This window comes from Ochrobactrum sp. SFR4 (genome assembly GCF_019730395.1).
GTDB lineage: Bacteria > Pseudomonadota > Alphaproteobacteria > Rhizobiales > Rhizobiaceae > Pseudochrobactrum.
Genome location: NZ_JAAPBB010000032.1, coordinates 1 through 9666, shown reverse-complemented (window position 1 = coordinate 9666; position 9666 = coordinate 1). Strand labels below are relative to the sequence as shown.

The 9666-nt window shown below is 55.3% G+C and carries 7 protein-coding genes and 3 pseudogenes; all 10 read left to right on the top strand.

Features of this window, described 5'->3' with window-relative positions; genetic code table 11:
• The first annotated feature begins 84 nt into the window (after nt 1–84).
• Entirely contained in the window at nt 85–1518 is a 1434-nt protein-coding gene (locus HBA93_RS17365) for an aldehyde dehydrogenase (protein WP_122094120.1), read from the top strand.
• 140 nt (nt 1519–1658) lie between these two features.
• Nucleotides 1659–2327 (top strand): annotated as a pseudogene (locus HBA93_RS17360) (IS6 family transposase).
• A 283-nt stretch (nt 2328–2610) separates the two neighbouring features.
• A complete protein-coding gene (gene otnK, locus HBA93_RS17355) occupies nt 2611–3864 on the top strand; it encodes a 3-oxo-tetronate kinase (protein WP_122094134.1) in 1254 nt (417 codons plus the stop codon).
• 11 nt (nt 3865–3875) lie between these two features.
• Nucleotides 3876–4658: a 2-oxo-tetronate isomerase gene (otnI, locus tag HBA93_RS17350; protein WP_122094118.1), complete on the top strand. Its 783-nt coding sequence runs from the start codon at nt 3876–3878 to the stop codon at nt 4656–4658.
• Complete coding sequence (locus HBA93_RS17345; RefSeq protein ID WP_122094116.1) at nt 4655–5440, top strand: DeoR/GlpR family DNA-binding transcription regulator; 786 nt, start codon at nt 4655–4657, stop codon at nt 5438–5440. Before otnI ends, HBA93_RS17345 begins: the two co-directional genes overlap by 4 nt.
• Nucleotides 5437–6396 carry a D-erythronate dehydrogenase gene (gene denD, locus HBA93_RS17340; protein ID WP_122094114.1) on the top strand — a complete coding sequence of 320 codons (960 nt, stop codon included), beginning with the start codon at nt 5437–5439 and terminating at the stop codon, nt 6394–6396. Before HBA93_RS17345 ends, denD begins: the two co-directional genes overlap by 4 nt.
• 49 nt (nt 6397–6445) lie before the next feature.
• Nucleotides 6446–7846, top strand: a complete 1401-nt coding sequence (locus HBA93_RS17335; RefSeq protein ID WP_122094111.1) for a GntP family permease — start codon at nt 6446–6448, stop codon at nt 7844–7846.
• A gap of 64 nt (nt 7847–7910) precedes the next feature.
• Nucleotides 7911–8543 (top strand): 3-oxo-tetronate 4-phosphate decarboxylase, encoded by a 633-nt coding sequence (gene otnC / locus HBA93_RS17330; protein ID WP_122094109.1) that lies wholly within the window; start codon nt 7911–7913, stop codon nt 8541–8543.
• A gap of 161 nt (nt 8544–8704) precedes the next feature.
• Nucleotides 8705–8995: pseudogene (locus tag HBA93_RS17325) on the top strand (DDE-type integrase/transposase/recombinase); the annotation flags it as partial.
• Between the two features lie 75 nt (nt 8996–9070).
• Nucleotides 9071–9590, top strand: a pseudogene (locus tag HBA93_RS17320) (IS6 family transposase); the annotation flags it as partial.
• Nucleotides 9591–9666: the final 76 nt, after the last annotated feature.

The following is a 9666-nucleotide window of genomic DNA, read 5'->3' as shown; positions in this document are numbered from 1 at the left end:
GAATATCGCCCGCTCAATTCGAACAGATAACCGCCGAAACGAGATAAAGAGGCGGAAATAAAACGGGACAAGTCCACTAAATCAATGACCCATTTCACCCAACATTTTATTGGGGGGCGTCGCGTTGCGCCTCATAAACCGAATAACGTAGAAATTCGCTCACCTTTCGATGGTGAGTTAGTAGGCTCCGCTCCCCTCGCATCGGTCGAGGACATCAACCTTGCAGTGGCGGCGGCACGGCGATCGTTTGACACGGGGCCTTGGGCAAAGATGTCCCCTGAAAACCGTATCTCCGCCGTCAAACGCTTCTTCGATCTCTACGAACAACGTGCAGAAGAATTCGCGCTTTTGGTGTCCCGGGAAATGGGAGCACCGCTTTGGTTCGCGAGGAACATCCAGTCGCTTATCCGCAATCAGAGCCTGGCTTTCCTGGAAGCTGCCGCTTCATACCCGTGGGAACAGTGGCGACAAGGCTTCCCCGACGGCAACTCCCTTTGGGTGAGAGAACCTGTCGGCGTCGTCGCAGCCATCGTCCCTTGGAATGCACCGCATCAGGTCGCCCTTGCAAAGCTCTACCCTGCGCTACTCGCAGGTTGCTCAGTAATCCTGAAGCTTGCGCCGGAAACCGCTCTTGATGGTCAGTTTCTCGGGGAAATTTTCACAGAAGCAGGACTGCCGGAAGGGGTGCTGAGTATTCTGGCTGCAGATCGTGACGTAAGCGAGCATCTGATAACTCATCCTGGTGTCGACAAGATCGGCTTTACGGGTTCTACGGGCGCGGGTCGCCGAATAGCGAGCTTAGCAGGTGAGCGCCTCAAACGCGTAAGCCTCGAACTGGGCGGCAAGTCTGCAGCGATTGTTTTGCCGGACGCCGATCTTACGGACACGATCAACGCTCTGCGTTACAGGTCATTTCCGAACAACGGACAGGTGTGTGTGGCACAAACGCGTGTCCTCGTGCCGAAACAAATGTACTCGGATTTTACAGACGCCATGGTCGCCGACGTCGCAAACATGACGGTCGGAGACCCCACCGATCCAGATACTTTCATCGGCCCCGTTATATCGGAGAGGCAGCGTCAACGCGTATTGGACTACATCCGGATTGGCGTTCAAGAAGGTGCGACAGTCGCAATTGGTGGCGAAGGGATGCCTGATGGATTGAACCACGGGACATTTGTGAAGCCAACGGTTTTCACGAATACCGACAACTCGATGCGAATAGCTCGTGAAGAAATCTTTGGTCCCGTCGTCTGCTTGATCCCTTACGACCGAGTAGATCAAGCGATAGAGATTGCAAATGACTCTGATTACGGACTTTCGGGATCGGTGTGGACATCGAACGCCGAAGAAGGCCTTCGAATTGCGCGTCAAATTCGGACAGGTGGCATAGTGGTCAACGGCGCACCATCTGATCTTCTCGCGCCTTTCGGCGGTTTCAAGCAGAGCGGTATCGGACGTGAATTCGGTTCGGAAGGTATCAGCCACTACATTGAACACAAAACCATCAGCATCTGAAAGACGCTCTGTTTCCCCAACTCATCGCGCTCGGTCCAAAACTACTAAGGTGATTTGCAAGGCTCTGTCGCAAAGTTTTCGTTTCAGTGCAGATGTGTAACAATACGAGTTGATCAGGAGATAGAGACAGGAGAAGTGGTATGGTAGATTTCAAAGGAACACATTTTCTAAAGGCGTTATCTTGCATGCTGTGTTCTTTTATGTGCGCTATCCGGTTTCCTATCGTGACCTTCAGGAAATCCTGGCCGAACGCGGTATCACCGTTGATCATGCAACCCTGAATCGATAGGTTGTTCGCTACTCACCTCAGATCGCCGCGCAGGCTCAGCTGTGCAAACGGCACACGGCCGGTTCCTGGCGAGTTGATGAGACCTATATCAAGGTGAAAGGAAAATGGACGTATCTTTATTGAGCTATTGACCGCGATGGCCAAACCCTTGATTTCCTGTTGTCGAAACGCCGGGATTTGGCTGCAGCGGCGTTTCTTCAAGAAAACCATCGCAACTAACGGTGTTCCCGAGAGGGTTGTCATTGACAAAAGCGAGGCCAATATGGCTGGCCTTCAAGCTGTCAATACGGTCCTGAAATTCGCAGGAACCGGTGCGCTTATTAAAATCAAGCAGATCAAATATCTCAATCACACCCTTGAGCAAGATCCCCGCTTTATCGAGCCTATGATGGGCTTCAAAGCGTACCATTCCGCTTCAGCCACTATCGCAGGGATCGAAGTGGCCCATATGATCCGTAAAAAGCAATTCCCCAACGATAACCGATCACCATTTCAGGTCTTTGCCGAACTCGCAGCATAAGTACGCCCAGATATAAGGACATTGCTACACGCCTGAAAACTTTGCGGCAGAACCGAACGAAACGAGATGGCGTATGGTAGGTTCTGCCGTGAATCATATTATCAACTCGTGGGATCAAACACTTTATCTGGATGACCTACTAGCGCGTTACCGATATTATTTGTGATATAATGGTTGAATTTGTGAGCCGGCTTTTGCAAGATAGTCACGCAACCGCGATTCGCTGTGAATGTGCAAACGGACATCGGTAGCCAGCAGCGGTTCTGGGGAGGACGGCGTGAAATTGAAACTCGGCATTATCGCGGATGACTTTACTGGCGCAACAGACATCGCCGGTTTTCTGGTGACGAACGGGTTAACCACGGTGCAGCTCAACGGCACTCCTTCTACCGACGAAAAGATCGATATCGATGCCATCGTCATCAGCCTCAAGACCCGATCGAACCCTTCCGATGAAGCCGTGGGCGAAAGCCTTGCGGCGCTGGAGTGGTTAAAAGCGCAAGGCTGCCCGCAGTTCTTCTTCAAATACTGTTCGACCTTCGATAGTACGGCCCAAGGAAATATAGGGCCTGTAACCGATGCGCTAATGGACGCTTTGAACGTCGATTTTACAGTGATCTGCCCTGCGCTTCCGGTGAACGGGCGCTCGATCTACAACGGTTATCTGTTCGTAAACGGCGTGCCGCTGAACGAATCCGGGATGCGCGACCATCCTTTGACACCGATGCTGGACGCCAATCTCATGCGCCTGATGGATGCGCAAGCAACAGGCAAGACGGGCAATGTGCCAGCGACAATAATGGATCAAGGCGCCGACGCTGTGAAAGCCGCACTGGCAGATCTGAAAGCAGCGGGTTTCCGATATGCAGTACTGGACGCACTAAGTGACAAGCATCTAGACGTAATAGGTCAGGCAGTGACCGGTATGGTGCTGGTCACCGGGGGGGCTGGTCTGGCCGATGGTATGACCAGAGCTTGGGCCACGCCGGACCGTGCCGCCACGGCGGAAAGCGAAGGGGCACCGTCAAAAGGTCGCCCCGTGGTTCTGTCTGGTTCCTGTTCACAGATGACGCACGCACAGGTGGTGGCCTACAGAGCCGAAGCGCCATCGATGCGCGTCACCGTCGAACAAGCGCTGGACGATAAAGGTTACGCGCAAAAGCTGGCCGCGTGGGTGCTGGCCCAATCCGACAAAGGGCTTGCCCCGCTGCTATATGCTACCACCGAGGCGACCGAATTGAAAAAGCTGCAGCAGCAATTCGGAGCTGCCAAGGCAAGTGAGGCGATCGAAGGCGTCTTCGGTCAGGTCGCCGCACTGCTGGAGGCGGCAGGCTATGACCAGTTCATCGTCGCCGGCGGTGAAACCTCTGGCATTGTAACTCAGTCCTTGGGCATCACAGGATTTCACATCGGGTCGCAGATCGCACCGGGCGTTCCATGGGTTCGCGCCATCGGCAAGCCGATCTCGTTGGTGCTGAAGTCAGGCAATTTCGGGCAAGAGCGGTTCTTCTTCGATGCCCAGTCGTTTGCCCGTTGAAGGATAAGACCATGCTTCGTTTTTCCGCCAACCTGTCGATGATGTTCACCGAGCATTCATTCCTAGACCGCTTTGCAACCGCGGCGGCGGCGGGGTTCGCCGCGGTCGAATTCATGTTCCCCTATGATTTTTCTGCTGCAGAAGTCGCGAAGAACCTGACCGATGCCGGGTTGGAGCTGGTGTTGTTTAACATGCCCCCCGGTGACTGGGCTGCGGGTGAACGCGGGCTGGCCGCGCTGCCCGGCCGCGAGGAAGAGTTCCGCACCGGCGTCGCGAAGGCACTTGCATATGCCCAGACTCTGAGCTGCAAAAGGCTGCATGCAATGGCTGGGATCACCGCGCATCTTGACCGCGCGGCCTGCGAGGCGACCTATATCGAAAACATACGCTTTGCGGCGGATTTGTTGGTCGGAGCCGGCATCACGGTGCAGCTTGAACCGATCAACAACCGAAACATGCCCGGCTATTTCCTGAGCCGTCAGGCAGAGGCGCTGGCACTGATCGACCGGATTGACCGGCCCAATGTCTCGATTCAGCTTGATCTGTATCACGCGCAGATCATGGAGGGGGATCTGACCAAACTGATCCAAGCGATGCAGGGTCGCTTCAGCCATGTGCAAATCGCATCAGTCCCCGATCGCCACGCCCCTGATGAGGGTGAGGTGAACTATCCCTATCTTTACAACGTGTTGGATCAGATCGGCTATGACGGCTGGATTGGTTGCGAATACAATCCGCGCGGCGAAACTACCGCCAGTCTGGGCTGGTTCGCGGACTATCGGGTGCAGAAATGATCCCCGCCGAACGCCAAAAGCTTATCCTGACCAGTCTGCGTGAACGGGGCATTTTCAGCCTTGCCGAATTAGTTGATCTGTTGGGCGTCTCGCACATGACCGTGCGGCGCGATGTGCAGAAGCTGGAAGCAGAAGGCAAGCTTAACACAGTCGCAGGTGGTATCAGTCTGCCCGAGCGGATTTCGTTCGAACCATCACATGTCAAGAAAGCCCAGACGGCGCAGGCTGAAAAGCTGGCCATCGGGGCCTGTGCCGCGAATATGGTCCCGCCAAGCAGCGTCGTCTATCTGGACGCTGGAACGACGGTGCTGGAAATCGCACGCAAACTTGCGCCACGCGACGATCTGACCATCGTCACTAACGATTTCGTCATTGCGGGGCTGTTATCGGCTGAATCGCGCTGCAAGCTTATTCATACCGGTGGACTTGTCGAACGGGAAAACCAGTCCGGTGTCGGCGAAATTGCGGCTCATACCATCACGGGTTTTAATTTCGACATCGCCTTCACCTCAACCTCTTCCTTTGGCCTGCGCGGGGTTTCGACCCCGACCGAGGTGAAGGTTACGGTCAAGCGCGCGATAATGCGAAGCGCTGCGCGGAACGTGCTGGTTACCGACAGCAGCAAATACGGGCTGGTCGCCGCCTATAACGCGGTCCCGCTTGATGCGCTGACCGATCTTGTCACCGACAGCGGCCTGCCGGACAGCGCCCGCAGCGCGATCGCCAACAAAGGCGTCACCTTGCATATCGTCAACATTCATGATCAAGGAAGCACAACATGAAGATCATTGTTACAGGTGGCGCCGGGTTTTTGGGCAGCCGTGTCATCAAATCGCTTCTTGCGAATGGCGGCGGCAAGGATGGCGTTCCAAATTTTACCTCGATCGTGTCGGTCGATTTGGTGCCCTGCCCGGTTCAGGATGCGCGCGTAACCTCGGTCAGTGGCGATATCGGCGACTCGGCTTTCGTCCAATCCGTCGTGACCGCCGATACCGTAGGGATCTATCATCTGGCCGCCGTGCTTAGCGGTGGATCAGAGGATAATTTCGATCTGTCAATGCGCGTCAATGTCGAAGGCACCCGAACCTTGCTGGAAGCAGCCCGCGCTACAGGTAATTGCCCGCGCTTTATTTTCACTAGTTCGCTTGCCGTCTTCGGAGGTTCGATGCCGGATGTCGTCCCCGAAGATCAGGCGCTTTTTCCCGCATCCACCTATGGCGCGCAAAAGGCCATCGGCGAATTTTTGGTGAACGACTATTCGCGTAAAGGCTATGTCGATGGCCGCGTCTGCCGCTTACCCACCATCTCTGTCCGTCCGGGCAAGCCTAACTCGGCCGCGTCGTCCTTTGCAAGTGGCATCCTGCGTGAACCGCTGAACGGGCTGGTCTCGAATTGTCCGGTCCCACTGGACACCCGGATGTGGCTGTCGTCGCCGGATGTTGCGGTTGCGAACCTTGTCCATGCGATTGCTGTGGACGGCGATCAGATCGGTACATGGCGCACGCTGAACATTCCCGGCATCTGCGTGACCGTCGCCGAAATGCTAAATAGTCTTGAAAACATAGGCGGCAAAAAGGCCCGCGCATTGGTCACCGAAAAGCCCGATAATCACGTGATCCGCATCGTCTGTTCCTGGCCCGGCGCGTTCGAGGTCAGCCGCACCATTGCACTCGGCTTCACGGCCGACGGCAATTTCGACGACGTGGTGCGTCAACATCAAAACGAATTCACCGCCTGAACCAAGGGGGCGGAGGAGCCCCGTCACCAACATTCTTTCGGAGGAGCGGATGAGCGAAGTAACAACTGTGGGCCCAGGTGCGATTCTGGGTTTGGTCATCGGCATTGCCGTGATGATCTATCTGGTGCTGCGCACCAAGGTTCATGCGCTGCTGGCGCTGATTATTGCGGCGGCAATCGCCGGTTTGTCTGCAGGGATGAACCCCGATCAGGTCGTTGCGTCGATCACGAAGGGCTTCGGGTCAACGCTAGCCACGATCGGTCTTGTGATCGGGTTCGGGGTGATGATGGGCCGGATCCTTGAAGTTTCGGGCGCAGCGGAAAAGCTAGCGATCACACTGGTTCGCTGGCTGGGAGAGCGTAAGGAAAGCTGGGCGATGGCCGCAACCGGCTACATCGTGTCGATCCCGATCTTTCTCGACAGCGCATTCGTTATACTGTCGCCGTTGGTCAAGGCGTTGTCGCGGCGCACCAAGATCTCGTTGCTCACCCTCGGTATCTCTCTGGCTGGTGGCGCTGCGCTGACACACCACGCCGTGCCGCCGACACCGGGGCCGTTGGGCGCTGCGGGTATTTTTGGCGTCGATATTGGCGCGATGATCTTCTGGGGCCTGATGCTTGCCATTCCTTCGCTGATCGCCCTTGTGATCTACGCGCAGATCATGGGTCCTAAAATCGAAGCAATGATCCTGCGTGACACTGGCGAGGCGCTGACCGATCCAAGTGAGGCGTTTCAGGAATTCAAGACCGCCGCAGTCGAGCGTGAAAAGTCGTTGCCATCATTCGCAGCCTCGATCCTACCGATCGGGATTCCGATCTTGCTGATCTTCTTGAACACGGCGATCTCGTCGATTACTAAAGGCACTGCAGCAGAAGCTGGGGTCGTCACACAGATGGCACAGTTTCTCGGTAACCCTATCATCGCGGTCGGTTTGGGTGTCCTGATCGCAATCTACGGTATCGGTAAAAAACTGACTCAGACTGAGACCTTAACCGAGCTGGAAAAAGGCGTAGAATCTGCTGGCATCATCCTGTTGGTCACCGGCGCTGGCGGTGCATTGGGTGCGGTGCTACGTGATGGCGGTACTGGTGATTACATAGGACAATGGGTTGCTTCGCTGCCATTACCGGCTATCCTGATCCCATTCTTCATTGCCTCGCTGGTGCGTCTGGTGCAGGGCAGCGGCACAGTTGCCATCATCACGGGGGCGTCACTGTCGGCGCCGATTCTTGCGCCGATCCCAGATGTTAATCTGGTCTTCGCCGCACAGGCTGCTTGCCTTGGCGCGATGGTGTTCAGCTACTTCAGCGATAGCATGTTCTGGGTGATGAACCGTATGCTGGGTGTAAAAAATGCCAAACATCAAATACTGACGTGGTCGATACCTACAACAATCGCCTGGGGAGTGGCGCTCATCAGCTTGTTAGTTCTTAATACCTTGTTCGGCTAAGATACTTGTACAGTAGGCGGCTGTGCCGCCGGTCTTTTCCTCCGCACCATCTAGGAGCATAAAAATGAACGAAACCGAGACCCGCAATCTGATTGTTGAACTCGGAGCAAGCTTGTTCCAGCGCGGCTATTCTGTGGGCAGCGCCGGCAATATCAGCGTCCGGCTTGCGGATGGATATCTGATGACGCCAACTAATTGCTCACTTGGGCGGTTGAAAGCGGAATCCATCAGCAAGCTCGACCTAGACTGGAATCACATCAGCGGTGACCGCCCGTCGAAAGAGGTGTTCATGCATCGCGCAGTGCTCTCCGCGCGTCCGCAAGCTGGCGCGGTCGTGCATCTGCATTCGACCTACGCCACCGCAATCGGCTGCCTTGCAGCGGTAGACCGCACTAATCCGATTCCACCACTTACGCCCTATTTCGTGATGCGTGTGGGTGGCATGCTTCCGATGATCAAATACTACCGCCCCGGCGACAGTGCGATGGAGGCGGACCTAAGCGCCGCCGCCAAAGAAGCGAGCGCGATGATTTTGGCCAATCACGGCCCCGTCGTCTCGGGCAAGACCCTCATTGATACCGTTTATGCGGCAGAGGAGCTTGAAGAATCAGCCAAGCTGGCGCTGATCCTGCGCGGAATGCCGGTTCGCGAACTGGATGCAGCGCAGGTCGAAGAACTGCTGCAGGTGTTCGGCTAGGATGGGGAACCAATTACACCCATGCGATGATTGCAGAATCCAGAGCAATGGCGGCGAGATAGTTTATTTGGAGGAGCCGTGTTGGATAGATCGCCGTATCACTGATATCCAGAGGGGATTGCCAAGTCGTTTGATGCCGGGTTGTGATTTATTGATACGTCATGAAATTGCCGAACGCTTTTCCCCGGTTGAAGGGGTTTCGATTTCCGCGTGAGGTTGTCGCTTATGCTGTCTGGGTCTATCATCGCTTTGGCCGCCATTTTGCCACTTGCATCCGCCGGGACCGGCCCAAGCCGAATGACAAGTGGCACATGGACAAGGTCGTCATCACGATTGGCGGAGAGAAATTCTGGCTCTGGCGTGCGATCGATGCTGACGGGGATGTTCTCGACATCCTGGTTCAGCAGCGTCGCAACACCAAGGCCGCCAAACGTTTCTCCTCCAGGCTGGTCGGTTCTGTCGCAAACTTTTTACTCCTGCCAAGTTATGCTCCAGTCAGTGTTTGTAATTGAGTGAGGCGGAAGCGAATGACGGTTGATTTCAAAGGGGCCCATTTTCCTAAAAGCGTCATCCTGCATGCAGTCTTCTTTTACGTGCGCTACCCCGTCTCCTATCGCGACCTCCAGGAAATACTGGTCGAACGCGGCGTCAGCGTCGACCACGCAACTTTGAACCGATGGGTAGGTAGTTCGTTACTCTCCGCTGATTGCCGCTCAGGTTCAGCTGCGCAAATGCCGCACGGCCCGTTCCTGGCGTGTTGACGAGACCTACATCAAGGTAAAGGGCAAATGGACTTATTTGTATCGGGCGGTTGATCGCGATGGCCAAACCCTTGATTTCATGCTGTCTGAACGCCGGGATCTGGCTGCAGCGCGGCGGTTCTTTAAAAAGGCCATCACAAGCAACGGCGTTCCGCAGAAGGTGGTGATCGACAAGAGCGGAGCTAATCTGGCGGGAGCACAAGCTGTAAACACAATCCTGAAAATCACGGGGCATGGCAAGATGATTGAAATCCGGCAGGTAAAATATCTCAATAACATCCTTGAGTGTCAATCGGCACAGAATATTCACCCCTTTTACTTATCCAATATTGACCCCCTCATTACGGATTAGCACTTGGCCT